Genomic DNA, 26939 nt, shown 5'->3' with positions numbered 1-26939 from the left:
AACAGTCAATAGGAGCTTTGACATGTAATATAACCACACCGCTACCAGCATTTGTTATTAATTGAACGGCTACTCTAAAATGCCGTATTTGTTCAATATTTCCATATCCAAAAAAACGTGAGGCTTGGCCCTGAATTAATTCCGGCTCAATAAAAAATCACGTGGGTATTTTTCCCACGTAATTTTTTATTGAGCCTATTTTTAATCTTTAAACCAGGTTTTGGGGGCATTCAATTCAACACAGCTCTAAAACATGAATCGACATTGATGAATTAAGTTCTAGGTTTTGGGGGCATTCAATTCAACACAGCTCTAAAACTGGGAAAACGTCGAGCGATACTCAGCAGAGTGTTTTGGGGGCATTCAATTCAACACAGCTCTAAAACAGGGATATTTTGCTGAAAAATATGGCTTGGGTTTTGGGGGCATTCAATTCAACACAGCTCTAAAACCTCGGAGAAAATTTTCTGCCGTTTTTTTAGGTTTCAGATTTTTGCTGTTTGACCTAGCGATGGTCTTCAGAATTGATCAATGCCTTGTGTTGTTTTTATTTTTATTCAGTTGTCAAAGTGCAACTAAATCCTTTATTTGTCCCAATTATACCATATTTTCAGTATAAAGGAAATAGTCAGAATCTAATATATATTGCGGCATATCAGGTACTTTATAACGTTCAAGAAATAAAAGCGTCAGGCCTTGCAACTCAGAAAATTCCCTGATGGCAGCTAGTTCATCACTTGTCAGAAAACTTGCAGCATTGATGAAAACAAGCAATTTCTTTTTCGATAAATACTTAAATATCTGCAAAATTTCAAATATTTTTTCGAAAATCGTATCACTCAGCGTCTCGATCTGAATGCCAAGCGCTTTAAACAATTCTTGTACTGTGATCTCATCTTGTTCTAAATCAAGCTCGTGATCTAGTAGCTCATAGCCAATCAACTCAGAAATCGTTGCAGTCAGCTTGTCAATCATTGACTTGACTTCTGGCTTTTCATTAAGCTGCGTTTCCAAGTCTTGATAGACAAGTTTCAAAACAGGACGCGAGTTAACATCAAAACCCAAAATATCAGTGATAACTAACATGTCGGCTGCTTTCAGCGACTTAAACTGGTCATCATAAAGTCTCACGTCATTCGCATCATCAAAGCCATACAACTCACGGACTAGGTTTGCAAAAACTTGCACATCTTCCACCACTACTGTCGTCATATTTTCCAAAGTTATCGGCTCATCAAGTTGTGGAAAGTTAAGATTCATTGTTGTCATCACCATAATCCTCCCCTAAAAATACGATGCGGCTATCTGAGTTTGCAACGCTTGCGTCACGCGCACCATGCAGATAAATCATGCGTGCATACTGCTTTTCAGTCACTCTTAATAGTGTGATTGAGCCACGCTTTGGATGATGCTTGCGCAGCCTATTTTCCATCGCATTTGCTGCTGTGGCATTAAGCAAAAGCTTGCTATAAACCGAGTACTGGTGCATGATAAAGCCCTCGCTGAGTAAAAACTTGCGAAACTGTCGATAGGCTTTCTTCTCATCAGATGTATCCATTGGCAGATCAAACATTAGTAATAATCTCATATAGCGATAGCTCATATTCTAAACACCGGGACTGTCGTGTCCTCGCCGTTCAATGCCGCAATCACGCGCTTGGTGTAGTCGCTTGCGATATTGGTCAGATACATCTCTTTTTGATCATAGACAAAAGTCGTTGCAAACAGCTCAAACAATTCTCGCTTGATTTCAGCAAAATGTTTGTGACGGTGTTGGTAGACGATCTGATCCACTAAAATCCGGAAAGGCTCCATGATGTCACTTGCTAGGTTAAAATCATTGAACTGATTGACATGTTTCAGCCCTAGCTGCGTCATGCAGCCTGATTTGACAATTTCCCGTGCAAAAACGCTCATCAAAAGGGTATAACCATAGTCAAGTCCTGCGTTGATGTCATTATTATCATCGCGCGTAAAGTCATTGCCAAACAGCCTGTTAAAGTAAATCCGTGCTGCATGACCTTCCCGATTTGATGGGTCAAACGGTTCAAGCGTGTCAAGAAGATTATTGATGGCAGTTGCTGACGCATCAAAAGTCAGCTGCGTGAGGTGATTGGCTTGATTGATGATTTTTTGTGCAATGATTTCAGTCCAAACTGCTGACTTTTTTGTGTCTTGCCAGGCGATCTGACGTGATAACTGTAAGCTTGAATCATGCCGCCCGTAGTACGGCAGCATCTGACTAGATGGCAGACGTTTGTCATCACAAAATATCGTCAAGATGTTTTCATCTGCTAACTTTTTGAGTAGCATGGTCGTGATAGAAATATCCGTCGTCTCGCAAATCAGGACATCAATCTCAGAGAGATGAATCACTTCACTTTTAGTTGAAGACCTGAACATGAGGTGGTTGTTTTGATAAGAGAGCTTACTATGCGTATTAACTACGATTACTCGCCATCCCATTTTAGCTTCTTCCTTGTCTCATATAGACCTGTGATGGATTGGTAGATGAGGGTTGCATTATTTCCAATAGCATTGCTTCCTGTTAACTGTTGCGCGGTAGTTCCTAATCCAGCCTGTTGCAGCGCTTTTAAGCCTTGACTTGATTCTGAGGGTGAAATAACTTTTAACATTTCCGAAATAATGGCCGTCTTAACTTCACTGTCATTAGCAATAAAGTAATCTCTTATGTCAGAATCTAATAACCGTACCTTATCGCTTTTTTCTTTATACTTACCTTTGGCATCGAATCCATCTGCAAATAATTTGTTCTTTTTTATAAACATCGCCAGTTGGTCATACGTTTTCAACATATCTTCAGTAGATGCACTTTTGCCAGCTATGTTTATCATTGGTAACTGCGACCCACTCATTGCTTCTTGATAACTAGAAAACATTCGTGGCGCCCCGTTTTCTAGTAAATATTTATTGTATTTAACTATCTTTTTAACAAGAATCTCACTTATGCTTTCACTCTGATAAATATCTTGAATAAATTTTAGCTTATCAGGCGCCTTAGCATAGTCGTATACTAACATGGCAGGAATTGATAACGGTTTAATATTGCCCTTCACGTCTTTAATAATTACAGCAAACGCTGAAATTGGTTTTTTTGTGCCACCATACTTATTAGGATTCAAATTTTGTTTAAGTCCAGTAGCAAAGTTTTTGGCTGTTTCGTCACGTTTGTAAACCGAAGTGTCCCCAAACTTGCCTGTCTGCTCTTCAGTCTTCTTCACAATATTTACATTACGCAAACTCAAGTTTTTCTTGATTTTCGAAATCACTTCATCACGATGCCAGAATTCGCCAGACTGGTAGATGGTTTTTCCGTCTTCATCTGTCACATATCGCATCCAGCTCTCTTCTGTCATGTCTGATAGCAGTTGTTTGTAGTAGTCCTTGCGTTGCTTGCCGTATTTTCCTGTTACTTGCTGCGCTTTGCGCTGGTAGTCGCCGTAAACCCACATATCATGCAAATCAGGACGCGTTTCATAGATGTAAATAGCAACGATAGCATTCAGATAGGCATCGTGCGCGTGATGATAGTCGTTCAAATCACGATTTTTAGGAAAACCGTCATGCACATAAACTTTAACGAAATTTGAATCACTATATTTTGTATCAATGACTTCACCATTTGCCAAAACTGCTTTATTATCATACTCATAGTGAACATGTTGTGCCTTCGCAGTTTCAAAATCAAAATCTGCAACTGGAACAAAGACTTCGCCATGACGAAATTGACTCGTCAGACCTGCTTTTGGTGTCAGCACTTCTACCTTATCCGACTTGAAATAATCCGATAAGATATTTGCGACATGTTTGGTTATCTGACGCGTTTCAACCAACTGACGGTTAACAAAACCAGACTTGCGTTCATCAGATAGCTTGCCTATTTTTAGATTGGCTAACTTTCTTGGTGACACTTGACCATTTTTGGCGAGTAATTCCCAGTAATCACGCATTTTTGAAATAATAGCCTGACTTGGGACATCACCACCCTTGTTTTGATTTTCTGATTTCAAAACCAACACTTTATTGTCAAAAGAGTCATCTTTGATATAGGTTTGTGGCACGATGTGGTCAATTTCATAGGCTGAAAGGTTGTCCAAATCTAGATTGGCACCACCATACATCGACTTACCGTTTTGTAAGAAATACAAGAACACTTTTTCATCGTCAAATCGATGGGCGTCAGATATATTTTCAAATTCATTTCTAACACCGCTAGCTACATCTTGTCCAGTTTTTTCAGCAAACTTCTTATAAAAATCTTCTATCTGACGTTGCCGTGTTTTCTTTCGTCCAGGTTCGCTTCCGCGCGCCATCTCAACGACAATCTTACCGATATTCTCACGTCCAAGATAGTTTTCAAGCTCTTTGATGATCTGCAAAGACTGCCAGATGCCTTTTTTGATGGCAGGTGAGCCAGCTAGATTTTCAACCATGCCATAGTTCAACGTCGTATCATCCAGCTTTTCAACTTGTTCTGACTTGATGGCTGCAGCGATTTTCTTATCTTCCAGAAGACGCATGAAGTTGTTGTAGTTTTCTTCTTTGAGATTTTCGATGATTGTCTTGCCATTTTCGGCTTTTAAACCATCAAGTAATTTTTTAGATAAGCGCCCCCAGCCGGTATAATGGCGACTGCCTAACTTTTTGACTTGCTCCTCAGTCAGCAAATGACCCCAGTCGTTCTCATTGGCGTTTTTGATGGTCTTTTTCAAGACTTTTTTGTCTTCAAAAATCGTCTGCCATTTGATGATTTGTTCAAAAATATCTGGATTGTCTGAAATCGTTTGTTCTGAAATACCTGCCTTTACCAAGTCGATATAGGTGCTATAACTCGTGTTGTATTTAGGAGATTTGACAAATGTGTCGATGCCAAAGAGTTCTTTGGCAGATGATAAATTCAGATTAAGTTCACAATTCAAACAATCAATCATTTTCTGTGCAGTGACAGACTTATTTTTCTTGAATAATTTTTCAACAATCATTTGACGTGTTTCTGGTGAAAAATAGTTTTTCTGACTATCTTGATAGTACCCACCAATGATCAATTCATTATAAATCGAAAATTCTTGGTACAACAATGAATTTTTCGGCAGGACTTTTTCACTAGGCAAATAAGTGTCAAAATTCGTCATGCGTTCGATGAAATTGACCGCTGACGCTTCTTTATCGACCACCTGATCAAAATTCCACGGTGTGAGTTTCTCGTCAGATTGACGGACAAGCCATGAATTTTTTGATGACGAGTTAGTCTGAACTAATTCACCATTTTCACCGCGCGCCCAACCCGCTTCTTTGGCAAGGGTCCCGACATAGTACGGAATGCGGAACTTGAACAGCACTTGAATTTTATATTCTTGCTTAATCGACACATCACCAGCTTCATTTTCTTCTTCAACGTCGACTTGTTCAAGCAAAAATGGATAGTACTGACCTTGATTTTTCAGAATGCGACGTAATTCATGCTCATGTACTTGATATGGAATCGCACCATTGTCTGACTGACGCTGTTTGGGCAAGTAATTTTCTAATTCAATATGTTGTAAAACATCCATAACAAAAGTAATCTTATCGGAATCGAACTTATTATAGTTTTCTTTGTTTTCGCTTTTATTTACTTCTAGAAATTCAATATTAAAGTTCTGACCGTTGCCAGAATTAGAGAGCTCTTTCTTTTTCCCTTTGTTGTCATATAAAATAATATTTTTTTTAGTTATTTCATCGCTGATAACTTGAAATAATAAATTTTTAACATAACTGTAAAACATTTCTCGAGTTGCGTACTTTTTGGAGAATGGCTTTTTGTCAGTTCGTTGCTTTGTTTTTGCAAACGCCTTGGGCAATCCAACATAGCCTACATATGTTCCTTCAATTACTTTTTCCTGACCTTTTTTTACTTCTTTGGGTATGGCATTAAAAAAAATTTTGTACTCTTCATCCGGAAGATATTTTTTAATAAATTGTTTTAACTTTGCTAATTGTTCTTTATGGTCGTCGTATTTTTCAACCATTGATGCTGCAAGCGTTTCCTTGGTCAAAATACCTGACAAAACAATGGCTTCATAGACTTTCTTCCCAATAGCAATCACTTCAAATTCTTCAGGTGAAATGGCATTTTCAATGTCAGCTAATTTTTCATCAAAATTTTCATTGCCATATTTAAAATCACCACCTTTTGGGAGACCATTTTCTTCAGTTGGCTTATACTCATCATTTGAAAAAATCTTAGCAAGATCAATGCTGTTCCCGACAATCGCTGTAAATAACGCTTTTTGTTGGGCATTTTTAGTTTCTAAGAATTTCTTGCCTTGATCTTCATGCTTGGCATAGTTTTCATCCGTCAAAACACTATACAATTCAGTCAAATCATACGCTTTCTTTGATTTTGAAATGTTTCTATTTGTCAGAATTTGATTCGCTGCCGCTTCATTGTCCTCATCAAAATTAAAATCAAACGTCGTCACTGCTTGATATTTCTCTAATAGCTCTTGCAAGCTTTCCGCAACATTGATATTTTTCAAATCAAATTTTTGACCTTGGTTGGTAAAATGACCACGGAACTTCAAAATATGGTGCAATGCTAAATAAACCAATCGCAAATCGGCTTGACTTTTGTCATTCACCAAACGTTCACGCAAATGATAAATGGTAGGATACGCTTTATAATAATCCACTTCATTGGCATAAGTTTCACCCTGTCCAATCTTGCCATTAAATAAAGGATATGGCGTTTTTACAGACTTATTAACTTTTTCAATTTTGTGCCCATTCGCATCACGAAAAGTATGAACTTCCTGATTATCATCATTTTGGTAAAAGCTTTCATCCATCCGAATGAAAAAGCTATCGTCAAACTTCAAAATGTCATCAGAAAAAATCTCACGCAACATCTGCAAACGCTTTTTCCGTCGTGCAATGCGTCTGCGCATCCCACGTTTCAACCTGCGATCTGCAGCGACATTTCCTTCTTCAAAAAGTCTGACGCCCCAAAGATTCGTCCGATTTTTCCGCGTCTGCCCATCCTCTCTGATGATTTTTTTCCCTTGATCAGCTCAAAGTCATCATTGACTACGGCCCAGCCCACGCTAATAGCTAAAACTAAATATTGTTTTTCTTCCTCTCGTCAAGCCATTCTTCAACTAACTTCAAATCTTCTTCGTGTGCTTTTTTCAGAATAAAACTTTTTGCTGCTGATCTATTTTTGAGATAGTTGCTGTGCTCTCTATTTTTGGTTTCCCAATTTTTAGTGGCTTTTCTTTGCGCTTCTGATACTTTATTTTCATTTTTCATACTTGAAATTATATCACGATTCATCTGATTTTGAAAATTCTTCATCAGCGAATAGCGCAGCAATGCCTGATAGTTGTTTCATTCTGAGCACTTCCTCTGCGTCCATGCCTAGATTCTTCATAATCCACTGATCGCTAGCACCATTTTCACGCAATGATTGAACGATATTAACCATCAATCCAATATCATGCGTGCCTCGTGCTCTATTGTGCCTGATAGTCGATGCCATGCGCTCGCTTGGTTCTTTTTCGATAACAGAAACAGGCAGCATGCCATTCTCACGGTCATAGATGTCCTTATGGAGTTTCATGGTCGTATATCTATGATAGCCGTCAACAATCTCATAAACGTCCTCATCAGCCAAGTAGTAGCAGACAATAGGCATGGTATAGCCATCTTCTTTTATCGACTGATATAGCAGCTTCATCTCTGGCGGTGCGACGTGATTTGGATTATACAGGTTAGCTTTGATTTTATCGAATGGAACGGCTATGACATTCCAAACTGGTGATTTTTCTGTTATCATAATATCTCCTTATATTTTGTGACTAATTCGTCTCTTCTTTTGATCTGATCTTTTGTTGCGCCAAATGACAGTGTTTTTCCGAAAATATCACCTTTAAGTATCGCTAAGACCATTCGCTTGTATGACAGCGATTTGATGTTTTGGGGATTGTCGTCTGGAATTACCTTTGCGATAATCTTCTTTTTCTTCTTATCGCCTCTAGTCTGCTTGCTATCAGTGAAGATGTAATCTTCTGGCTGTTCACTTTTTAAGATTTCAATTTCATCGTCAGATAGAACGCTGCCCTCTTTCTGCCAATACTCAGCAAATCTGTCAAACTTTTTCTGATAGATATCTCGTGTTGATTTTGGCAAAGTATCCAGCAAAAACTCAAGATATGACTTCCAAGAATGTCCCTCAGGCAATGTCATTTTCTTAATATTTCCGACCGCCTGCGTTCCTAGACCGAGCTGCGACAGATTGACACCTTTCACACGCTCAACCATCTTGCCCCAAGTTTCAGGCTCTAACTCTTTCCAAAGCTTGATGCCGTTTCTTTCTTCGACGCCAAATGGTTCGTCAATCCGCATCTTGCTGAGTGGCACGCCTGCACGATAAAACAAGTCATAAGTTTTATTGTATTTCTTTTCAAACTTTCCAGAATATCGCCAAATGTCCTCCACTTTCCAGTCGTAAATCGGATAAACGTTTATGACACCGTTTTTATTGTCGACAGTAAATCTCTTATCGTTATATTTAGCGACTCTGTCCGCATGAACTGCACGCCAGCGATTCAGACTTTCTTGCGTTCTGATGCCCATCATATTTGCCGTTTTGCCGTATTTCTTAACACGCCAAGCGCCATACCATGCAACAAACTGGCCAAAACGCATGTCAAGGCTTAGCTCTTCGCCAAATACTGATTTGTAATTATCCAGATTAACGACATAGTCAGCGCTGGGCATCTCTCTGATCCACTTTTCCTGTTTCTCGCTATCCCAAAACTTCCAGATTGGCTCAATGTTTGAGTTGGCGTTATCGCCATAAAACGGCAAGCACACCCAGTGCACATCATTCAAGTAGGCACTATTCACAGTAAGCATTTCTGTCACGAAATCAATCGTGTTCTTGTACATGCCTTCCATATCGACGTACAGCACGCTGAACTTCTTGCCTTTTTTCTTAGCAATGTCCACCATTAGATTAAATGTCGTGCCGCTATCTTTACCGCCAGAAAAGCTGATGTATATATCATCAAATTCATCAAATATATACTCTATCCGCTCAACTGCTGCTTCATAAACGTTCATTCTTTATCTCCTTTTCAAAGTAGTCCTTGACCTCGTTTTCCAGCGAGTTTATCAATCCTTGTTTTTTTGCCAAGTTTTCCTGAATCATTTCAGAAATCGGCGAGCTGCACAAGATATAGGTGTGTTTCAGCTCACGCGCAGTCTGCCCAAGCCTTGATATGCGTCCCTTCGCCTGCTCCATCTTCTCCCAGTCAAAGCTGATTGATGAAAAGACAATCTCGTCAGTGTACTGCAGATTCAGTCCATGACCTCCGACGCCAAGCATGATGATGAGTGGTGCGCACTCGCTTTCTTTCCAGTACTGAATGATGCGCTCTCTATCTGCTAACTTTGTTGCGCCTGTAATCGCAAAACATCTATCCAGATTTTCAACAATCTGTCTGTGCTCCTCCAGATAATTCGTGAATACGATCAGCTTCTTGTTTCTAGCATAGTCAGCAACTGCCATGTTTTTGTTTTTATCAATCGAAAAAGTTTTATTTGCAAATTGCAAGAAATTCAGCAGCTCCCCGTTTTCAAATCCAATCTTTGTGATTGTCTCGATAAATTCATCACGATTTTTCAAATAGCCGTCTGCTGTCTCATCGTCTGGCTCGACTGTGATACTTGTTTCGGTTATCTCGAAGTCAATGTTGATTTCGCCGTAGATTGCGATGAGGTCTAGGATATTTTGCAGATAGCTTTTATTCACGTCAGAAAATTTCAAAAAACTTTTCTCACTTTCTCCCTTCTTTTTGTACGTTATTTTTTCGTAAAAATTCTTGATAAAATCACCTTTTGACATTCTCAAGATATTTTGGCTTAGAAATTCAAGCTGATTGTATAAGTCTAGCTCGTCCTTTGTGATTGGCGTCGCTGTCATGATCAGTGCATACTTGCAACGCTTTCTAATCTCAAGGCAGCGCTGCGCTGTCTTGCTCTCGTTTTTAAGCGCTGTGCTCTCGTCTGCTATGACAAAGATATTCTCGTACATTGAAAGCTCATCTAGCAGCTCTATATAGATCCTGTCAGACATTGCGATTGCTTCATAACTTACAAACTTGACGTCGTCTAGTCCATGTTTTTCAAACTCCTTTCTAGTCTGCTTTATCAAACTTGCTTTTGTGATAAATAGGCAAAAGTCTCTATTTTTCTTCGACTTGATAAGCTCTATCGCTGTCAGCGTTTTCCCCGTCCCAACGTCCATAAACAAGGCGCCGAAATTTTTGTTTTCAAACTTTTCAATCGCTTTCTTCTGCAAATCCGTCAATTTCATGCGAAAACTCCAATCTATCAGGCTTATCGACTTTCAAGTAAGTTTCAGTGTCTTCGATATTAGATCCAAACGCCTGCATTACTTCGTCAGCGCTCCACTCAGCATAATCGTTATGATACTGTTTGCCAGATTTAATCTGATAACTCCAGTCAGGGTGCAACCAAATGCTATCCCAATTTATATATCTTGTGGCAATCATAACCGCCTTGCCACTATGTCCACTAGAATGTGGCAGCTTTATAAGCGTTACTTTTCCGTATTCTTTAGCAATTTGATTGCTGTTTATTTTAATTGTGATTCCAAAACTCATATTTTCCTCTTTTCTATTTAAATCATATCTCCAGAATTAAATCCTGTGATCATTTCTTGAATGTCATTTCCAGTTAGAGTTTCTTTATTTTTATTTAAAAGTTGATATTTTTTCAGTCCTCTCATAGTATTTGTGATGTTATCAATTACTGCACCACCATCGTCGCCGTAATGCTTAAATTCACCGTCAAGTGTCGCAAGTATCCGCCAGTTTTGACCAGTTTTTAAATTGTGGAGTGTGTATTTTATTTCATTGAAATGTTCATATTCCCAGCCACTTTTTACGACACCGAGCAAATATCCATCTGAATACTGCACATATTTGTCAAATTGTTTAAGATAGCGTCCAAACGTTGTTCTTTTGTCGACTTTCGGAGTTTCGTTATCTCTTAGAGCTGTTTCGTATTTTTGGATTAGTTTGTTCATTTTGTTTTCCTCTTTCTTTACTTTATATATTTATTATACTACATGTAGTATAACGTGTCAAGCGTAAACTTTATTTTTTTAAATTATTTTTTACATCACAAAAAAACCAGCCGCTCAAACAAGCGACTGGTTCACAATGATTTTTAGCCTTTCATCTCAGCCTTTTTGTGTGGATGCTTAGCACATTCAATCACGCCTTCACTAAATCTTGCTCAAGCACAAACAAGGTCATGTTAGTCGTTTTCGACAATGAATCAGAGTTGTCAATCGTGACCCAGTAGGCCATTTTTGAGTTTGAAATATTAACAGGGATACCTTTTCCGACTGTGCGATAGAGGTGACCACGACCAGCAATCAACTGCTTAGACTGTGCGTCAGCCGTTGCTTGTGGGATTTGCCCCAAAGCTTGTACAGTATTTGCCGTTTTAGCGATTTTAACTGTCGTCCAGTGTCCTAGATTTGAGTTTTTGAGCACAGTTTCAGCGGGTGCTGCTGTTTTTGCAGGCGTCGCTGGGGCAGGACTTGCAATCGCTTTGGCGCGTTTGACAAGTTCGTCAATGTTTAGGCCGCCTGGGCAGGCTGTCGCATAGACCTCAGAGTGCTTGATGATGTGCGTTCGGTCGATTGGAATTGCATAGCGCTTGCAGATATCAGCGATGAGCTTAGCTGATGCGTTCATCGTCGCCTCAGAGACTTGCCAGCTTGGCGCCATGGTTGAGTTTTTGTGCTCAAGTCCGATTGAGCGCAGGTTCATGTCCCAGTTACCAGCATGCCATGCTGTGAAGTTTTCACCGACGCAGCCGATAATCTCGCCGTCAGCGATTTCATAGTGTGCCGACGTATTCGCAGCACCACCTTTTAGCCATGTATTCATCGCAACATCTTTGTTCGTCGTCGCATTATGATGAATCACGATGCGGTCAATCTTTGCACGCTCAGGCGAGCTGTTCATTACATTTGGATTAGCTGATGTGATCAGATCACTGTAGATGTCGCCATCGATATTTTTAGTCATTTGTTTTCTCCTTTGACATTTCATTTAGTTTTTTTGCTACTTCACCGCCTAGATTTGGCAGGATATAGCTGATGATTTTCCAGATGATATTAGTTGTTTCAGGCACAAGAATGCGAATCCATGCCACGATGCTTGAAGCCGATACGATGAAATAGACGATAAATGGCAATAATTGTGCAATGACCATCAAATCTGTCCCTGACGTCGTATTGCCATGCAGCATTTCAAGTCCGACATCAAACGCATAGACGACCGCAGGCACCATCGAAAAGACAAAGTTGACAAAGAAACCCGACGCCAGTTTGTGCGATAGAAAGTGATTGCCGTTTTTATTTCTGGCAATCAGTGCCAGCAAGGTATCCACCACCGTCAACATGAGCAGTATCATCGACATCTCCATGCCGTGCTTGTCGAAAAACAAGATAATTTGATTAAACAAAAACATCAAGCACCCTCCAAAGCTTTCAAAAGTTCATCAGTTTTCGGCGCTTTTTCAAACGTCAGACCTTTTGATTTGGCGAGTTTGCGCAGTTCCTGATATGAAAGCTTTGACAAGTCTTGTTTTTCTACAACGTCAGACTCGTCAGAATCGCTCTCAGGCGTTTCGGACGCAAACGTGGCTAATTGTGTATCGTCAACGCTAACGTCAGCCGCAGGCGCTTTCTCGTCCTCCTGAGCAACTGATTTAATCGTGACATGCTTATCCAACCAGTCAAGCGCAAAGTATGCTTTGTAGTTGTCATGCTCAAGCACTTTTTCAAAGATGATGATTTCTTTTTCAGATTCTTCAAACCACTGCGGTTTGATAGTCTCATGGTCGATTCTGACCGTTTTGCCGTTCGTTGTGCGCTTTGCACCTTCGTATTTTGTTAAATTATTCATAATAGTCTTAGTCCTTTCAGTTCTTTTGCTGTGCCACGCATGATAGCGTGGTCTGTGTCATAGTGCCTAATGCCGTAAACATGTCCGATTTCGTGGGCAATGGCGACTGCCAAATCAACTTGATAGCTTGCTGCCTTATCCAGATAAACGACTACCTGCCGTGATTTCTGATAGCCGATAAGCTCTGGGCTATATCTGCCGCTATCTCGCAAGATAATCATGATGTCGTCAGTCTCATAGCCGTATTTTTGCCAATAAGCCTTGGCTTTTTTTATTGCTTCGTCAGCATCAGTCATCACTAAACTCCCTTAACGTATTGACCAAGATAAAGTCAGCCGACGAAATCAGCCATTCCTTACAGTCAATCGTGTACGAATATGGCACATACAGATCAAGCCCGTTGACACCCATGAGAAACTGGTTGCGCATCTCTGGCTTGACCGCCATATTGTCCAGTGTAAATCCGTTGTACTGGCTGAGAATGTTTTTCAGCACCCGAGTTCTCGTGATGTTATAGCTTGCAAAGTCCACGTCTGATAGTGTATAAGCGATACCATCATTGACGCCTGATTTATTGATAATCTGCGTGCTGCCGATTGCTTTGCTAAAGACACCCCGTGAAAAGCCAATCGCCTTTATCAAAATATTACTCGCTGCATCGTCAGAAATCGGCTCTTTATCCGTATCATCTCCGCCGTCGATGTAAAATCTCAGCGCCTCATAGTCAGCAGCAGAAAGCTTTGATTTCCATGAATAGAGTGCATTTTTGGACTCAATCCCTGTAATCGGCTGTAAGATGACTCGTGACGTATCATACTGCGGATTTGTATCAATCTTTCTGCCGTATTCTTCCATGGCATAGACCTTATCAGCGAGCTGGTAGCTATCCCAGTCAACTCCTATCACCTCAACGCTTGCGACAAACAAGTTCTGACCGTTGCCAGCGTTCGTCAGATTGATACGACTATCTACTTTGACATAGCCTGCAAATCCAGCCACGCAGTCATCAATCGCCGTTCTGATGTCCACATCGTCAGTCACTTCTACCGTCGGATTAGCCTGACCGTGAAGGTTGCTTAGCACATCATCTTGTACTTTGCTAATGAGTTGTATCAGCGTATAGGTGCCTTTGCCGATGGTCAGATTTTCAGCACGTTTTTGGATAAAGTCAACGGCTGTTATCTCAGTACCAGTTTCAGTCTGCTGATAGTCTGTGATAGCAAACAGCATGTTATTTGCGACCATATAGCGATATTCTGGTATCTTCTCACGACTAGATAGATGAACCTGACTATTCCACCCGTCTATCGCATACTCAAACGTATCAAGCGCCGTCTCATCTATCGCATATTGGACAGACAAGACGTCGAAACGATTGGTAAATATCATAAGTGTCTAATCTCCCTTGCAATCACGCCAAGCGTAATATCATAGTCGCTCATGTCGATAGATAGTGGCACTTTGACAGGCTCAGCTGGCTTGTATGGCGTCACGCTATACTCTGTTGACTGCACCATTGTCGCATTAGTACCATAAATCGTCGCACGCACTTTTGTCACACCATCAGGAATCGTGATACCTGACTTCGACCACTGCGAATTTTGAGCTGTTCTCAGCCAGTTGCCTTTATAAGCCAAATCCCAGTCTTGCGATCCATCGTGTGAAAAGACGACTTGATCATAAAACGAGGTATAAGTCGACCCTTTCAACCACTCAAGACGTATCTTATAGTCATATGTGCCGCCATAATGCACATAGTTTGAATCTTTGTTGTAATTTCCTGCATCGTCCACCGAATAGCCGACCAAGTTCATTCTGATCGTCAGTGCATTATTGATGACTTCAAATCCGATACCTTGGCCAACGCCGTTAGCGTGTGCTGTACCTAGTGGGATATTGCCGTACATGGTCGCATTTGGACTGCCTCCCAAGATGACATTTCTATACGGCCCAGTGTTATCAAATCCACCATGAATGTCAAACCACTGCGTCGATATATTCAGCGGTGGTGGCTGTTTCATGATAGTCGTGCCTAGCGTGACTGTGTTGACATCGTTTTTTAGCTTAAAGCCACGGCCACGATATTTGACACGATTGAGACTGCCGACTTTCGGACTTGTGAGTTGCTTATGATAGGGACTAGGCGTCAGATATTGCCTATCTGCTTCAGCATTATACGGACGCAAATGCTGGTAATTCAGATCAGTCCCGACTAAAAACGGCACATCAGCAAGCCCGATTTTGTCCACATTACTCTGCGGACGACCATAAGCCAAGTCGTCAAGATTCAGCCATGTATCTGTACCAATGATTGACAGCTTGTGATTTGTCCAGTTGTTTCTAAACTTGCTATCGTTGACGAGATTGATAAAAGCGATATGACCATCAGGCACACCAGACTGATAGATACCATCAATCTGATAGGTTTTAAAACTGTCAACGCTTGGTGATAACGCTAGTGTTGTCCCGTCTTTTTGTCCCAACGTGTTAAGCTGAATGACCTCAGCCTTGCTCTGATAGGCTAATCCCTCAGGCACAACGACCGTCAACTCCACAAAGTCATTTTCGCCGTATGACGTAAACGAGATTTCTGACAAGTCAAACGGTGCATACCACAAATCCGTGTTGATGTCTCTGACCGTCGTTGACGCTGGCTTTTCTGGCTCAGTCGGTTTATCTGGTTTGATAGGCTCATCGACGACTTCTGATGAGATGCCAAATAGTGAGAACACTGCGACTGTAATATTTGTACCACCATATAGTTTGACTGATAGCGTGCTCGTCATAGGTGATTGGAAGACCATATTACTGTTGTTTGTATATTCGACATCGATATTTTGTGACTTGATAGCACCATCAGCAGTCACGCTCAATATCGTGCCTGTTGCGCCACTATTAAATCCGTAACTACCACTAGACACGACGCCTGCGATATTGACCTCTTGCTCATCATCAATATCTTCAATCTTACCTGTCAGCTCGATACTAATCGCCTCTTTCGTCTTGCTATCAACAAAGGCAAACTCCCACTCTGCCGATACTGGCGATGGTTTTCCGTGAATAATCGTTGTAAATGTGTCATAACCGTAAATTTTGATATAGTCTACATTATCCATCTTTTTCAGCGTCGCTTTGACGTCGAACGTACCACCCGCATACTTCCCGACACCACGCAACCAGACATACTGTCCTACTTTCGTCATGTAGTAGGATATATAATCACTCTGTATATCATCGTCAGGATATATCGCACGAATTTCCTCTAAACTAAGTGCTGTATTTTTCTCAATACTGTTACCTGGGACAGAAATTTGCCCCAAGTTCGTCATACCCGTATAAGTCACTTTTTGCCCAGCGTCAAGGTCAACATCATGCCGACCACTACCTTTTGCGACCTGTTTTAATGTCGAAAGAATAGCTTGATACGCCGCATAGTCTGCTTGATATTGGGCATAGTCTGCTGTGTATTTTGCCAAATCCGCCTGATACTGAGCGAGTGCTGCTTCATACTCTGGTGTACTGCCATCTATCGTATAGACGCTATCAATCGGACTCATGTCATTGCTATCAGTGAACACGTCCTCTGCGCTCCCTGTGATGTCAGGCAAAGCACCCGTCACACGCTTGCCATGCTCCATGAAAAACATGATGCCATAGTTGTTTGTCGTGTGGACAGTATCGTTGAACTCTGACGTCGTATAGTCTTTTGACGTGCCTGAGTACTGATTCCAGACATCTTTTTTCATCATCTCAAAGTAACGATTGAGTTGCCAGCGCAAGAATTTCGCCGCATTGAGCTGATTGATATTGTCATCAGACCAGTCAGCGTCATCTATGACTGACTCTGTTTGTAGCTGCGTGTTTTGCGTGATATAGGCCATGTACTGCGTGACTGTCTGCATGTCAAACTTGTACTTGTACGTGATTTCACGGGCATCATCACCCGCACGGCTAAGTGCCATATAGGCGCCGTCAGTGTTATCCACACTATTGTGCCGACTTAGACGCTCCTCAACGCCCGCAAATGTCAGCAGGCGCCTGAAGTCATCAAGCACGTTATAGCTACGATAGGCATTGTGTGCCGTCCAGTTTGTCGCAAGACTCGCAAACCATTTGTTAAACGAATGCTCGAAACTCTGAAAGTCCGCAAAATTGCCGTCATGACCTAGCCAGTCATTCTCATAGATACCAGTCGCACGACGTGACAAGTCGAATTTTTCAGGGTGTAAATCAGCCTTACGTTTCAGAAAAATCATGTCATTTTCAAAAAATGATACGCCCGAGTAAAGTTTATGATAGCGCTGAGAGATTTTCCCCTGCGCCTGCGTTGCTTCTATTGCCATGCTTACCTCCTTACTTTTGCTTTTTGCATGAGTTTGACAAGTGGGTTGAAGATTGTCTGTGCCACCGTTTGTCCGTCAAGTTTCAGGACAATCGGCGTATTCGTCCCCATCATCTCGCCTGTCACCGTCACATTTGACTCACTAGACGTCGTCACACGACTGCCTGCACTGTTTGCATTAAATGCCCCCAGACCACTGATAGCGCCAGACGCTAGGAAGTTATCAGGCGCAGCAACTATCAGACCGTTTTCCATTGCGACCGTGCCATAGCTCAAACCACCGCCTGAGGCGATACTTTTAGCCTTTGCCACACCAGCAGTTGCCTGACTGACGAGATTTGCCACAGCGCTTGAGATTAAACCACTAGCGCTTGAGATACCATCAGCCATAGAACTGCCTAGATTATAGCCAGCACTATAAAATAATGCTGAATAACCATTGACTGTCGCAAGTGCCGCTGACAATCCACTATTGAATTGTGATTTGACCTGATTCATGGCGTCGATAACGGCTTTCACGATTGCCTGCGTCATGCTGATAAATGCTGCCGTGATAGCTGTTGTCGCAGCCGTAACTGTCGCCTGCAAAGCTGTCATATCACTCGCCAATGTCGTCACCGTCGTATCAAGTAACGTCACTGAGTTACTTGCGCCAACTGCCGCCGTCCCAACAGTCGTGATAGCAGACTGTGCTTGCGTAGCGGACGCTACAAGACCACCAAAGCCAGACGTGCCACTCAGACCATTAAGCTGAGCTATCGCAGCATTCAATGTTGCCAAATTAACTGGTAATAGACCGCTAAGCTGAATGCTCATATTGTTTAGTTTAGGCACGAGTGCTGCGATATTATCCGCCGCAGTCCCTGCCATTATGATGTTACCAGGCTTGATACTGCCCCATGTCGTCGTTGCATTTTGAATCTGTGCGATAATGCTGTCAATTTCCATGATTTTGTCAAGCACACCAGTAGGTACAGCCGTACTGTCCAATGCTTTCAAACTCACAATCAGCGGTAACATATTATTGACTGCCGTTGTTGCCTTGGTGATGTTACCAGGCTTCATGCTGCCCCATGTAGATGACGCATTTTGGATTTGCTCCATGATGGCACCAATCTGTTTAATCTTGCCTGTCACATCAGGGATTTCTAAGCCGTTAAATTTCACAAGCGCAGGAATCAGTTTGTTAAATGAATTAACAGCCAGCACCGCATTTGCAGCATTGCCAGGTTTCACACTACCAAAAGTAGATGACGCATTCTGTATCTGTGCGATGTCTTTATCTAGTATTTTCAGCTTGGCTGTCACATCAGGCACATCTCCAACACTATCCAGCGTCTTAATCTTGCCAGAAATCTGAATCAGTGCGTCAATCGCAACATTTGCAGCAGCCGCTTGTGCCGCACCGAGCACGCTTTTCACCATGTCAAGGGCGTTGCCTAAACCACTGTTTGTGATTGCGGTTACTGCCCCCGCAAGCGCTGCTATCTTACCTTTGATGTCACCAAAGTCATTTGGCACATTTGTATTGATAAGACCGATACTTTTAGCAAGTGAGCTCATCGTTAGAGCAACGGCGAGCAGCGTGCCAATACCAGCACCAGCGACTAAAGCACCAATCGGCCCTGCCGCAACAATAGCAGCACCGATGAGAGCGGCACCAGCCGCAACACCAGCAACGGCAATCCCCATGCTGAGCATTTTCTTAGCTACTCCGCCAAAGTCCTCAGGCACATTGTCGTCAATCGCCTTCATGGCTTTTGCCAGACTCTTCATGACAAGTGAGATACCGAGCAAGGCCATGCCCCCCGTAATCAGCACTTGTTTTGCCCGTTGAATCTTATCCAGCGCAAGCCCGACTACGACCATGGCACCACCAACGGCACTCACGGCCACGCCAACGCTTAATAGCTTATTTCCGACAGTGCCAACACTTGGCACGTTTTCAAGCTGTTTGACAGCCGATACGATTTCCTCAAAGACTTTGACAGCCCCGTAGATAATCGCAAGATTGCCAGCCTGCTTGATAAAACTAGCAGCCGATTTTTTCAAATCAGCCACAAAGGCACCCTTTGCAGTAAATGGGTTACTACCACCGCTACCGCTACCGCCTCCGCCTTTTACGCCAGAGACGCCAAACTTAGACATGATAGATGTTGCGAGCTTCAGACCTTTCACAGCGATAACCACGCCTAAAATCGCCTTAGCTGCCGTTTTGGCCGTGCTTGCGATTTTATCAAAGCTGATATTTCGCAAGCCGTCAAACATTTTCGGGTCAATCTTGAAACCAAACATACTGCCGATGGTACTTGTCGCACCACCTAATATATCCGCAAGTAGTCCTGGTATTTTTGGCTTGACCTTGTCAAACGCCGACTTGATACCCGCCCACAGTTTCGGCGCAAGTTTGCCAGCCATTTTGGCCGCCATATTGCCGAAATTAAGGAATGAATCAACAACCTGATCTGACCCCTCGCCTGTCGCTAGGAAATTCTCAAATGATTTCTTTGCCATGGTAAAGCTACCAGTTAGCGTGGTTGCTGCCTCTTTGGCGGTCGTGCCCGTTACATGCAGTCTGTCCTGAATCACGCTGATAGAGTCAATCATTTCAGCAAATGAGATGTCGTCCATGCTCTTGAAGTTTTTCTTGACAACGCCAGCATCTTTGACGAGTTTCATCGCTTCTTTCTCAGTACCGCCATAGCCTAGTTTCAAGTTATCCAGCATGGTGAAGTTGCCTTTTGAAAAGCCTTGATAAGACTGTTGTAGCATGCTGAGCGACGTTCCAAATGTATTGCTGTTATCTGACATTTGCACCATGGCTTTGTTGACTTCTTTACCTGCCGCAGACGCATTGCCACCCAGGTCCTTGAGCAGTTTAGGTGCATAACTTGTCGCACCTTCCAGATACTCATTCATGGATAGCCCTGCTGTCTTAAATGCCTTTTTAGCGTCTGCCATGACGTCCTTACTTGCGATACTGCCGAAAATCTTATCGACACCACCTACTGATTGTTCTAAGTCCCCTGCCGCCTTGACACTCGCTGTGAGACCTGCTGCAACGCCTAATGCGCCGACTTTGAGACCAGTAAACGCTACACTTGCCGCTTTTTTGGCGATACTCGTGATTTTACCGTCAATCGAACTGAGTGCACTTGAGCCAGCGTCTGTCACTTTGACCACGATACCGCTTTTTGCCTTGCCCTCAAGCTCGTCAAGGTTCTTTTTGACTGATGTCAGCCCCTTATCATCAGCGTTTATTTTTATCGTTAACGATCCGTCTTGTGCCATATTATCCTCCCTCCTTTATTTTATTCGCTTGATGACGTCACTCTTCCAGCGACCACTGCGAAGACCGAACATCTCACGTCCAGCTTGTTTATAGGTGCCAAATTCTTGAAATAGTGCATGGTCTGACGTGTTTTTCACAGTCCACGACTTCGTACTATCACGCTTTAACACCCAGCTTGCTTTTAGCTCTCCCGTGTCAACAGGCGATAGCGTTTCAGCATTTGCCACTTGAACGGCAAGCGACGCATCAAGCTTTGTCATCAGCGACTCAACTTCCTTATCTAGTAAACTCGATAAACTCATATGTTAATCCCGTATTTATCCCTAAGACGCTGTCTGATACTGCTGACAGTTTCTTTTTTCTTGGCTTTTTTAGCTTTCTTTCGCTCAATGTCTTCATCGTCATGCGTCATTTCTTCAAATAGCTTGCGATTTGATACGATTTCAGCCTGATTCATGCCTTGAAACGCCAGCAGTTCGTCGATGTGAAATGGTTTTGTCGACTTGCCTGACTTTTTCTTATCCGCAATCGCAGTCAGTAGCGACTGCTGCGCTATCATCATTTGCTGTTCAAAGCGTTTGACAAGTAACCTCGTATTGATACGCTGTGACATGATTTCGTCCATGCCACAAATCTCATCAAAGCTGTATCCTGTCATATAAGACAGATACTCAGCCACCTCTATCGTGTCATCTAATATCTGATCGCCTAGAAAAACAGGCGCCACACTATCAATGTAGACGCCTGCGACTGAACTTATCAGATGAGTGTCAGCTTTTTTTCAGTCTCAAGCTCTGATTTGACTTTTTGCGTCAGCTCAATCAAGTCAGAGTTATCAAGATCTTCAAGATAGTCAATAAACTCATCTCGTGACAGTTGCACTTGCATAGCATAGGCCACTTTACTCATGAGAAAGACGATTTCATCACGGTCAACCTCTCCTGATAGATTTTTCAGCGACTCAATCGCCATCGCTGGTGCCTCAATCTCTACTGACGCACCTTCTGAGTCTTTTGCTGAAGCTTTTGATAGCTTGCCCAACTTCTCGAAAAAGCGTGCGCCTTTAGTAAACATGACCGTTTTGCCTTTGATTTCTTTTGAAAATGACATTTTATTTCTCCTCGTATTGATTTTATTTTTAGTTGATATTGATGAGCCCGTGTAAAACACCGTCAGACTCTCTGAAAATTCTCTGCGTCATATCATGCAAGAACGCCTCTTGCACACGGCCATCTATCTCGTAGATAGCACTGAGCATATCGCCCTGACGCTCCCACGGATAGAAGACATGCACGACTGCCGTATAGTTGTAGATGTCGCCCGCTCGATGACTGCGCCGTGCAATCTGACTACGCTCACCGTTTATCTGGTCAATCCATGCGTATGGTAAGCTACCATCGTGAGTTTCTGGTGCCTCAGCAAGCGTCAAGCCTGTTTCCTCGACCGCTTTTCTGATGGCATTGTACATGAACAATGGCGTGTGCTCTGTGTGTTTATAAGCCATTTTTTACCTCCATAAACCGCACTGAGTGCCATTTGCGACCTCGTCCCTGTTCGACCTTTTTATATGACCCAGCAATCGGCTTAAACAACGCCCCTTTCCACTTGCACATCTTCATAGGGATTGGACGCTGACTCTTGACACTGATAAACTCTCGATACTCAAACTTGGTATCTGACGAAAGCTCCCCTGTCGCACGCCAGCGCACATCAGCCCGAGGATAGCGTATGTCATAGCGCTTAGCGCCATAGTTGCCCGTCTCCTCGTCATAAGCAGCCTTGTCAGACTCAAACCAAAGTGTTTGATTATAGGTCATCTCAGCCTCCCTGTGTTCGTGTAGTACCATGTCCCATTAGCAAGTAACGGCACACGATAACCTAGGTCATAGCGCTCATTTTGGTCGATGGTCGATACCATGATAAGCTTCCAGTTGATGATTTTGTTTCTGATGGTCGCTTTGATGGCTTCTGCCCATTTCTCCATCGGGTCAGACTCCCACGTTATCGACTCTCCGTCCTGCGTGCGCTGACTCATGCCCTCCTCAGACAGGCGATTAAAACGATAAACGGCTGATTCACTCAGCGCTGTTGCAGCAAGTGCCTCAAACTTGACCGTGTCGACCTCCTCGCCAGCCACAAGCGCATATAGATAGCCACTCGCTAGACGGTAAGCCTGCCTAAGCTGACTATCATCTTCTCCATCGTCAATGCCCACAATCAGCATCAAATCGTCTTTGATTGCGTCATAGTTGATAGGTGTGATTGCTTCGTTGCTCATGTTACCTCCTACGGTGCTGGAACGCCATATGCACCTACTGGCGCATAAATTCTAGTCGACAAATCTGTGATTTGGTTTTCAAATGATACATTTGTGATTGCTGTTTTCGTTTGAGCGGTGCCATTTTCTTTAATCCCCAAAATTATTCCGTCACCAACTTTAAGCATGGATACAATTGCTTTGTTTCCAGTATTATCATTTAGGGCATAACATCCAGTAGCATTTATAAATCCGGCAGGAATTTTATTCCAGAAATCATCAACAGTTTTGAACTCTACTTTTTGTCTACTAAAATACGTGAATATAATAACAACATCTATATTTAAATCATTGGGACTATTAGCCATTCTGAAAAAGAACGTGACATCATTTTTAAAAAGCGGAATTTCAATTTCTGCCATAAATCCACCAATTTCTTCGTTAAAAAGCACACTATCCGCAAAATCGCTAATATCCTCAGCCTTGATAACCTCACCAGCTACCATCGTCGCTTTAATCTCATCTCTTGTTTTTTCTGCCATTTTTTATATCCTTTCTAAAATAAAAGCGAGGTTTCCCCCGCTTTGCCTAACGGTTCAAACTAAAATCGTGTCAGAATCTGACAAGTATTCAGTGATTTCTTCCGTCGTTTCGCTATCCATAAGCTCTCCTTTATACTGCTGTCGCCACTGACGTCGCTGAATGCGTGAAGATAGCCTCAGCACGTCCGCTTGTAACGTCAGCCCATATAATAGGTGCTGTCGTCTCTCCTGGTGCAGCAGTCTGCGTGATGGCAAACGTCGTCTTAATATTCACCTCATCCGTCCAGTTATCGGCTGAGTAGGTCATCGCATGACTGTAGATATAGTCGCCAATCTTGATTGTAACAGTGCCAACACTATTAGATGTCTCAGTCCCTGTTTTAGTCCAGCTAACATTTTGCAAAGTAACATAGTTCAACGTCGTCTTAACAGCACCACTAGCGTCAATGCTTGACGATTTTGAAACGATAAAGTTTACTACGATATTACCGATTGCACCGCCATTACTATCACTAGTAACGTTCATCGTATAGCTAAACATAGAAGCAGAGCTGCCATTCCAGTCTGCTGATTTATCAAGCGCCAAAGCGCCGTCGATATAGTATTTCTGACCACGTTGCGCAGCTAAGCTATACGTATATGTTGGCGTGTTCGAAACAGGAGGTTCAACCTCCTCAGGAGGGTGTCGCAGGCTGTGCACCTACCTTTTGACTTGCTTCTGATGATGGTTGAGGTTCGTCCACTTGCGTGTCACGAACAGTGCTAGTCGGATTATCCGTCGCCGTGTATTTCTTGAGTGACGCATTTGGATAAGTCTGATCATCACCAAAGATCCACTCGATTGGTTGAATCCATGACTGGTCGTGCTCGTTTTCAAGGTCAATCGTCCACTCATGCGTACGTGTTGCATCGCCTGCGTTGTTTGAGTAGTCGTCAGCGTTTACCGTTCCCACCCAGTAGCGATCAGGCATCCAGCCTTTAGGTACAGCTTTACCTGTGTTATCGAGCACTGTTGCACCGTCAGCCGTGATGGTTGGCGTTACTTCCCAGATTTCGATAAGCTCGCCGTTTTGGTATGCCCAGCGTAGCAATTCATGCGCCTCAACAGAGATACTCTCTACTGTTGTGAACGTCAATTGTTTACTGTCATCGCCATTTCGTGTCGTGACATTACGCACACCACGAGTTGTCCGTGTTGTCGTCGAGTCAGTCCCACGTTCATAGCTATAACTAAAGTCAGTTACCTGCTCCAAACGATATGCCGCCATGTCCTTGCGCATTGAGTAAATGCGGAAGAAAAAGGCTGTGTCGTTTGGCAGAACTGTTGTAATATCAAGCTTTGTTGATTTGATTACCATTTTCTACCTCTCATTCATAGTCAGCAGCGTCATATACTGCTTTGTCATAGACGCTCGATGTGTCATTGTCTGACGTTACTTCATCATCGTCGTCATCGCCATCATCTCCCCCTGGTTCACTCAGGGGTGTCGCTGGGAATGTTCGTAAACGCTGAGTTTTCGCCACCGACATAAGCATAGTCGAGATAAGCAATCGCACGTTTGCCGATTTTATCATTCGTCCAGTATGAGATACCAGTTGACTTACCAGGATTCGAGATGTCGCCTTTACCAGTGTTTCCTGTGAATGATTCAAATGGATCATACGCAGAGTTTGAAAGTTCAAGACGAACTTCACCGACTTTGGCATAAAACAGCAAGCTGCGGTCAAATACGATCCATGGTTGATTACCCTTAGAGAAGTCAAATCCTGACAATTTCGCACGTTGGCGCATACCAGGCATTGTCACAAACGTTGCGTCCGTCTGAGTATGTTGCCATACCGTACCAGGGATTACCGCTGTGAAGTTATTGAGCTCGTACATTGGCAGTGATTGCAGCATTACAACTGGTGACCCACCGTATTCAGTGATTAAGTCAACTGCTTCCATGATGTCGTACATGATTTTAGTCTGACCAGTCAGTGTATCAGTCGAGCCAGTGCCAAATCCCTTAGTTGCCTTAGCAAATACAGAGTTTGGCTCACGTACTGTCCCTTGTACGTTGTACGTTTTGTCTTCGTCAATACCGAAAATCGCTTGCTCGTCAAACTTCTTGTTGATGGCTTTACGATATTTACCAGCGTCAGAAAGGACTAATCCGCCCGTCAGAGCGTATGACAAGCCGTCAGTGTATTCACGAGTCGCATAGCCATGCAAGTCGAGCAATCCTGTGATTTCGTCAGATTTCGTCAGTCCGATGTATTGGTTTGACAAGACTGAAAATGCTGAAATGTCGCCTTTGCCTTTGAGCGGGATCAGACCTGATTGATTTTGTGGTTCAAGACTTGTCCCAAACAAAATCGCACGAGAGTCATAACCTGAGTTACCGTCGAGTTCAAACGAGTAGCTATTGTCGCCGTTTTGGACAAGCTCCGTTTCCCCTAAAATTTGATATGCCATAATGGCCTCCTTATAAAAAATATGTGAAACTGACCTCAAAACACGAAAAAAGCGTATGGAAAAGACATGCGACAATATCGCTCATCTTGTTCCATACGCTTTACAGTATTCTACCCGTAAAGGTACATTATCCGCTAACATCTTGGTAGTTTGCAAAGCATTATCTTGTCATATGAGACAAAGACACGCTCTGGTTTAGTATTCTACCCATTCCAGAACTAGCCGTACACCCATCGCCCTCTAGCCGATTAGGATTATTCAGTTTTAGTCAATAGTGACAGCACGCAGTAAGCTGAGTGACGTCAGTCTGTCGTTTTCAAAACGCTAAACCTCTGCCCCATTCATACCACTACCCCTGCACCCATCGCCGTGCGCTGATGTCTGACATCTCGCTTTCTTTGGTAGTTTGCAAGCCGATTGCTTATTTGTATTATAACACAAATTTCTTTTATGAGTCAATGCTTTTTTTATCAGTACTGAAAAATGACGCAAAAAAAGCCCTTTCGGACTTCCTCACTAGATGATACCCGCCGCAGCAAGCACATCACGTTTATTGACCCAATCTTTCGTCTTTGTTTCCGTGTTGCTTGGTAACGGATTCGGACGTGGTGCGTTTCCTTGTGCCAGTTTATCAATCTCCGCTTTCTTGGCATCAGCGATGAGTTTTGCCTGCGCTTCAATCTGTAACTTGATATTTTCTTTATCAAAGCCAGCATAGATTTCCGCAAACTGCTGATCACTTGGCAAGCCATTTGTCGCAAGCAGTGTCTGCGCAAAGTTCACACGAGTCTCACGTTCAAGCTGTGCCACATAGGCCTGTTGCTTAGCTGATTCTTCTGCTTGGCGTTGTTTTGCAAGCTCCTGCTCTGTCATGCTCGCCTCTTGCATTTGCTTGATTTTCTCAGTCAGCTCAGACGTCGCCTTAGTCACAGATTTCGACACCATAGCGTCAACTTCATCTTGCGTGAAGGTCACAGGCGTGTTTTCTTCTGGTTTTCTCTTATCTTCTGTATTTGGATTTTTTTCAGTCATTTATTT

Annotated in this window: 28 protein-coding genes; all 28 read right to left on the bottom strand. The window is 42.8% G+C overall.

Annotation, left to right across the window (positions count from 1 at the left end; all coding sequences use genetic code 11):
* Positions 1–597 precede the first annotated feature (597 nt).
* Complete coding sequence (gene csn2 / locus Hs20B_RS01425) at positions 598–1260, bottom strand: type II-A CRISPR-associated protein Csn2 (protein WP_172355176.1); 663 nt, start codon at positions 1258–1260, stop codon at positions 598–600.
* A complete protein-coding gene (gene cas2, locus Hs20B_RS01420; RefSeq protein WP_172354846.1) occupies positions 1250–1603 on the bottom strand; it encodes a CRISPR-associated endonuclease Cas2 in 354 nt (117 codons plus the stop codon). Before cas2 ends, csn2 begins: the two co-directional genes overlap by 11 nt.
* A complete protein-coding gene (gene cas1 / locus Hs20B_RS01415; protein WP_172354844.1) occupies positions 1600–2466 on the bottom strand; it encodes a type II CRISPR-associated endonuclease Cas1 in 867 nt (288 codons plus the stop codon). Before cas1 ends, cas2 begins: the two co-directional genes overlap by 4 nt.
* Positions 2451–7049, bottom strand: coding sequence for a type II CRISPR RNA-guided endonuclease Cas9 (cas9, locus tag Hs20B_RS01410; protein ID WP_228407438.1), 4599 nt, complete (start codon positions 7047–7049; stop codon positions 2451–2453). The genes cas1 and cas9 overlap by 16 nt, the downstream gene beginning before the upstream one ends.
* Positions 7050–7116: 67 nt before the next feature.
* Positions 7117–7308, bottom strand: a complete 192-nt coding sequence (locus Hs20B_RS01405; RefSeq protein WP_172354842.1) for a hypothetical protein — start codon at positions 7306–7308, stop codon at positions 7117–7119.
* A gap of 13 nt (positions 7309–7321) precedes the next feature.
* Entirely contained in the window at positions 7322–7834 is a 513-nt protein-coding gene (locus tag Hs20B_RS01400) for an IbrB-like domain-containing protein (protein WP_172354840.1), read from the bottom strand.
* Positions 7831–9123 (bottom strand): DUF3440 domain-containing protein, encoded by a 1293-nt coding sequence (locus tag Hs20B_RS01395; RefSeq protein WP_172354838.1) that lies wholly within the window; start codon positions 9121–9123, stop codon positions 7831–7833. The genes Hs20B_RS01400 and Hs20B_RS01395 overlap by 4 nt, the downstream gene beginning before the upstream one ends.
* Positions 9110–10378: an SNF2-related protein gene (locus Hs20B_RS01390; protein ID WP_172354836.1), complete on the bottom strand. Its 1269-nt coding sequence runs from the start codon at positions 10376–10378 to the stop codon at positions 9110–9112. Before Hs20B_RS01390 ends, Hs20B_RS01395 begins: the two co-directional genes overlap by 14 nt.
* Positions 10344–10688, bottom strand: coding sequence for a hypothetical protein (locus tag Hs20B_RS01385; protein ID WP_172354834.1), 345 nt, complete (start codon positions 10686–10688; stop codon positions 10344–10346). The genes Hs20B_RS01390 and Hs20B_RS01385 overlap by 35 nt, the downstream gene beginning before the upstream one ends.
* A gap of 17 nt (positions 10689–10705) precedes the next feature.
* Complete coding sequence (locus tag Hs20B_RS01380) at positions 10706–11113, bottom strand: hypothetical protein (RefSeq protein WP_172354832.1); 408 nt, start codon at positions 11111–11113, stop codon at positions 10706–10708.
* 190 nt (positions 11114–11303) lie between these two features.
* Positions 11304–12128, bottom strand: coding sequence for a peptidoglycan recognition protein family protein (locus Hs20B_RS01375; RefSeq protein WP_172354830.1), 825 nt, complete (start codon positions 12126–12128; stop codon positions 11304–11306).
* The gene (locus Hs20B_RS01370) at positions 12121–12573 is read right to left on the bottom strand and encodes a hypothetical protein (RefSeq protein WP_172354828.1); all 453 of its coding nucleotides are present in this window, start codon (positions 12571–12573) and stop codon (positions 12121–12123) included. The genes Hs20B_RS01375 and Hs20B_RS01370 overlap by 8 nt, the downstream gene beginning before the upstream one ends.
* The gene (locus tag Hs20B_RS01365; protein WP_172354826.1) at positions 12573–13010 is read right to left on the bottom strand and encodes a hypothetical protein; all 438 of its coding nucleotides are present in this window, start codon (positions 13008–13010) and stop codon (positions 12573–12575) included. The genes Hs20B_RS01370 and Hs20B_RS01365 overlap by 1 nt, the downstream gene beginning before the upstream one ends.
* Complete coding sequence (locus tag Hs20B_RS01360; RefSeq protein WP_172354824.1) at positions 13007–13306, bottom strand: matrixin family metalloprotease; 300 nt, start codon at positions 13304–13306, stop codon at positions 13007–13009. Before Hs20B_RS01360 ends, Hs20B_RS01365 begins: the two co-directional genes overlap by 4 nt.
* The gene (locus tag Hs20B_RS01355) at positions 13299–14399 is read right to left on the bottom strand and encodes a hypothetical protein (RefSeq protein WP_172354822.1); all 1101 of its coding nucleotides are present in this window, start codon (positions 14397–14399) and stop codon (positions 13299–13301) included. The genes Hs20B_RS01360 and Hs20B_RS01355 overlap by 8 nt, the downstream gene beginning before the upstream one ends.
* Positions 14396–17353, bottom strand: a complete 2958-nt coding sequence (locus Hs20B_RS01350; RefSeq protein ID WP_172354820.1) for a hypothetical protein — start codon at positions 17351–17353, stop codon at positions 14396–14398. The genes Hs20B_RS01355 and Hs20B_RS01350 overlap by 4 nt, the downstream gene beginning before the upstream one ends.
* Positions 17354–17355: 2 nt before the next feature.
* Positions 17356–20643, bottom strand: a complete 3288-nt coding sequence (locus Hs20B_RS01345; RefSeq protein ID WP_172354818.1) for a hypothetical protein — start codon at positions 20641–20643, stop codon at positions 17356–17358.
* Positions 20644–20658: 15 nt separating this feature from the next.
* The gene (locus tag Hs20B_RS01340; RefSeq protein WP_172354816.1) at positions 20659–20946 is read right to left on the bottom strand and encodes an HK97 gp10 family phage protein; all 288 of its coding nucleotides are present in this window, start codon (positions 20944–20946) and stop codon (positions 20659–20661) included.
* Entirely contained in the window at positions 20943–21371 is a 429-nt protein-coding gene (locus tag Hs20B_RS01335; protein ID WP_172354814.1) for a hypothetical protein, read from the bottom strand. The genes Hs20B_RS01340 and Hs20B_RS01335 overlap by 4 nt, the downstream gene beginning before the upstream one ends.
* 32 nt (positions 21372–21403) lie before the next feature.
* Positions 21404–21754, bottom strand: coding sequence for a hypothetical protein (locus Hs20B_RS01330; RefSeq protein ID WP_172354812.1), 351 nt, complete (start codon positions 21752–21754; stop codon positions 21404–21406).
* A 28-nt stretch (positions 21755–21782) separates the two neighbouring features.
* The gene (locus tag Hs20B_RS01325; protein ID WP_172354810.1) at positions 21783–22148 is read right to left on the bottom strand and encodes a hypothetical protein; all 366 of its coding nucleotides are present in this window, start codon (positions 22146–22148) and stop codon (positions 21783–21785) included.
* Positions 22138–22461, bottom strand: coding sequence for a hypothetical protein (locus Hs20B_RS01320; RefSeq protein WP_172354808.1), 324 nt, complete (start codon positions 22459–22461; stop codon positions 22138–22140). The genes Hs20B_RS01325 and Hs20B_RS01320 overlap by 11 nt, the downstream gene beginning before the upstream one ends.
* A complete protein-coding gene (locus tag Hs20B_RS01315) occupies positions 22458–22922 on the bottom strand; it encodes a phage head-tail connector protein (protein ID WP_172354806.1) in 465 nt (154 codons plus the stop codon). The genes Hs20B_RS01320 and Hs20B_RS01315 overlap by 4 nt, the downstream gene beginning before the upstream one ends.
* Positions 22923–22930: 8 nt before the next feature.
* Entirely contained in the window at positions 22931–23443 is a 513-nt protein-coding gene (locus Hs20B_RS01310; RefSeq protein ID WP_172354804.1) for a hypothetical protein, read from the bottom strand.
* 130 nt (positions 23444–23573) lie between these two features.
* Positions 23574–24143 carry a hypothetical protein gene (locus Hs20B_RS01305; RefSeq protein WP_172354802.1) on the bottom strand — a complete coding sequence of 190 codons (570 nt, stop codon included), beginning with the start codon at positions 24141–24143 and terminating at the stop codon, positions 23574–23576.
* Positions 24118–24801 carry a phage tail tube protein gene (locus tag Hs20B_RS01300; protein ID WP_172354800.1) on the bottom strand — a complete coding sequence of 228 codons (684 nt, stop codon included), beginning with the start codon at positions 24799–24801 and terminating at the stop codon, positions 24118–24120. Before Hs20B_RS01300 ends, Hs20B_RS01305 begins: the two co-directional genes overlap by 26 nt.
* A gap of 116 nt (positions 24802–24917) precedes the next feature.
* Positions 24918–25901, bottom strand: coding sequence for a hypothetical protein (locus Hs20B_RS01295; protein ID WP_172354798.1), 984 nt, complete (start codon positions 25899–25901; stop codon positions 24918–24920).
* Between the two features lie 516 nt (positions 25902–26417).
* Positions 26418–26933, bottom strand: a complete 516-nt coding sequence (locus Hs20B_RS01290; RefSeq protein WP_172354796.1) for a capsid assembly scaffolding protein Gp46 family protein — start codon at positions 26931–26933, stop codon at positions 26418–26420.
* Positions 26934–26939 lie beyond the last annotated feature (6 nt).

Source organism: Pseudolactococcus insecticola, from assembly GCF_011170065.1.
Lineage (GTDB): Bacteria > Bacillota > Bacilli > Lactobacillales > Streptococcaceae > Pseudolactococcus > Pseudolactococcus insecticola.
This window is presented reverse-complemented; position numbering and strand designations above follow the sequence as displayed.

What these genes read in the sequence shown, in the direction of transcription:
- Hs20B_RS01375 (WP_172354830.1), bottom strand. Translation starts at nt 12,128, where the DNA reads ATGACTAAAAATATCGATGGCGACATCTACAGTGATCTGATCACATCA.
- Hs20B_RS01355 (WP_172354822.1), bottom strand. Translation starts at nt 14,399, where the DNA reads ATGATATTTACCAATCGTTTCGACGTCTTGTCTGTCCAATATGCGATA.
- Hs20B_RS01385 (WP_172354834.1), bottom strand. Translation starts at nt 10,688, where the DNA reads ATGAGTTTTGGAATCACAATTAAAATAAACAGCAATCAAATTGCTAAA.
- cas2 (WP_172354846.1), bottom strand. Translation starts at nt 1,603, where the DNA reads ATGAGCTATCGCTATATGAGATTATTACTAATGTTTGATCTGCCAATG.
- Hs20B_RS01405 (WP_172354842.1), bottom strand. Translation starts at nt 7,308, where the DNA reads ATGAAAAATGAAAATAAAGTATCAGAAGCGCAAAGAAAAGCCACTAAA.
- csn2 (WP_172355176.1), bottom strand. Translation starts at nt 1,260, where the DNA reads ATGAATCTTAACTTTCCACAACTTGATGAGCCGATAACTTTGGAAAAT.
- Hs20B_RS01360 (WP_172354824.1), bottom strand. Translation starts at nt 13,306, where the DNA reads ATGACTGATGCTGACGAAGCAATAAAAAAAGCCAAGGCTTATTGGCAA.
- Hs20B_RS01395 (WP_172354838.1), bottom strand. Translation starts at nt 9,123, where the DNA reads ATGAACGTTTATGAAGCAGCAGTTGAGCGGATAGAGTATATATTTGAT.
- Hs20B_RS01300 (WP_172354800.1), bottom strand. Translation starts at nt 24,801, where the DNA reads ATGGTAATCAAATCAACAAAGCTTGATATTACAACAGTTCTGCCAAAC.
- Hs20B_RS01325 (WP_172354810.1), bottom strand. Translation starts at nt 22,148, where the DNA reads ATGGCTTATAAACACACAGAGCACACGCCATTGTTCATGTACAATGCC.
- Hs20B_RS01340 (WP_172354816.1), bottom strand. Translation starts at nt 20,946, where the DNA reads ATGAGTTTATCGAGTTTACTAGATAAGGAAGTTGAGTCGCTGATGACA.
- Hs20B_RS01330 (WP_172354812.1), bottom strand. Translation starts at nt 21,754, where the DNA reads ATGTCATTTTCAAAAGAAATCAAAGGCAAAACGGTCATGTTTACTAAA.
- Hs20B_RS01400 (WP_172354840.1), bottom strand. Translation starts at nt 7,834, where the DNA reads ATGATAACAGAAAAATCACCAGTTTGGAATGTCATAGCCGTTCCATTC.
- Hs20B_RS01365 (WP_172354826.1), bottom strand. Translation starts at nt 13,010, where the DNA reads ATGAATAATTTAACAAAATACGAAGGTGCAAAGCGCACAACGAACGGC.
- Hs20B_RS01390 (WP_172354836.1), bottom strand. Translation starts at nt 10,378, where the DNA reads ATGAAATTGACGGATTTGCAGAAGAAAGCGATTGAAAAGTTTGAAAAC.
- Hs20B_RS01295 (WP_172354798.1), bottom strand. Translation starts at nt 25,901, where the DNA reads ATGGCATATCAAATTTTAGGGGAAACGGAGCTTGTCCAAAACGGCGAC.
- Hs20B_RS01310 (WP_172354804.1), bottom strand. Translation starts at nt 23,443, where the DNA reads ATGGCAGAAAAAACAAGAGATGAGATTAAAGCGACGATGGTAGCTGGT.
- Hs20B_RS01315 (WP_172354806.1), bottom strand. Translation starts at nt 22,922, where the DNA reads ATGAGCAACGAAGCAATCACACCTATCAACTATGACGCAATCAAAGAC.
- Hs20B_RS01380 (WP_172354832.1), bottom strand. Translation starts at nt 11,113, where the DNA reads ATGAACAAACTAATCCAAAAATACGAAACAGCTCTAAGAGATAACGAA.
- Hs20B_RS01345 (WP_172354818.1), bottom strand. Translation starts at nt 20,643, where the DNA reads ATGGCACAAGACGGATCGTTAACGATAAAAATAAACGCTGATGATAAG.
- Hs20B_RS01320 (WP_172354808.1), bottom strand. Translation starts at nt 22,461, where the DNA reads ATGACCTATAATCAAACACTTTGGTTTGAGTCTGACAAGGCTGCTTAT.
- cas1 (WP_172354844.1), bottom strand. Translation starts at nt 2,466, where the DNA reads ATGGGATGGCGAGTAATCGTAGTTAATACGCATAGTAAGCTCTCTTAT.
- Hs20B_RS01290 (WP_172354796.1), bottom strand. Translation starts at nt 26,933, where the DNA reads ATGACTGAAAAAAATCCAAATACAGAAGATAAGAGAAAACCAGAAGAA.
- Hs20B_RS01350 (WP_172354820.1), bottom strand. Translation starts at nt 17,353, where the DNA reads ATGGCAATAGAAGCAACGCAGGCGCAGGGGAAAATCTCTCAGCGCTAT.
- Hs20B_RS01370 (WP_172354828.1), bottom strand. Translation starts at nt 12,573, where the DNA reads ATGTTTTTGTTTAATCAAATTATCTTGTTTTTCGACAAGCACGGCATG.